The organism is Mesorhizobium sp. M7A.F.Ca.ET.027.03.2.1, assembly GCF_003999175.1.
In the GTDB taxonomy this organism is placed as follows: Bacteria; Pseudomonadota; Alphaproteobacteria; order Rhizobiales; family Rhizobiaceae; genus Mesorhizobium.
This window is the reverse complement of record NZ_RZOM01001627.1, coordinates 1-823: the sequence shown is the minus strand read 5'-3', so window position 1 is coordinate 823 and position 823 is coordinate 1. Positions and strand designations below refer to the sequence as shown.

Annotated in this window: 1 protein-coding gene; it reads right to left on the bottom strand. The window is 65.2% G+C overall.

The features are described from left to right. Window positions 1–823: Ig-like domain-containing protein (locus EN750_RS36915; RefSeq protein WP_210212806.1), on the bottom strand; the 823-nt coding region annotated here is incomplete at both ends.

Below are 823 nucleotides of genomic sequence, written 5' to 3'. Positions count from 1 at the left end.
TCGCTGCCCGTCGCAAGGCCCTTCTCGCTGACCAGCGCATCGGTGTCGGATGCCGTCACCGTCACATTGTTCACGGTGATATCCAACGTCACCGTCGAGGTGTCGCCGTCGCCGTCGGTGATGGTGTAGACGAAGTGATCGACCGCATTGGTGGTCACCGCGTTGGGATTGGCCGTGTAGGTGTAGGCGCCGTTGGCGCCCAGGACCAGCGTGCCGTACTGGCCCGCGATTCCGGCTCCGCCGAGATTGCCGCTCACCGGGTTCGACACGTTCGAACCGGTTGCCACGCCCGTCACCGCGCCGCCAGGTGCAGCACCGTCGGCACCCAGAACATCCGCTGTCCCGTCCGTCAGCACGTTGCCCGAGGCCTGCGCGCCTTCCGACACGCTGTTGGTGTTGGCATGCGCCGTCGGCACGTCATCGACGATGTCGACCAGGATGGAGCCGGTGGTGGTGTTGCCGTGGGCGTCGGTCACCGTATAGGTGAAGCTGTCCTTGTCCTGCTCGGTGGTGATGCCATTGTTGGTCGTCGCACCATCATAGGTCTGGGTCAGCGTGTAGGTGTAGGTGCCGTTGGCGTTGAGCACCAGATTGCCGTAGCTGCCGCTGGCCGGCGAGGTCAGCGTATAGGTGTACGGGCCGGTGCCGCCGGCCGGCGTGATCGCGCCGTTGAAGATCTCGCTGTTGCCGGCCGCATCGCTGCCCGTCGCAAGGCCCTTCTCGCTGACCAGCGCATCGGTGTCGGATGCCGTCACCGTCACATTGTTCACGGTGATGTCCAGCGTCACCGTCGAGGTGTCGCCGTCGCCGTCGGTGATGGTGT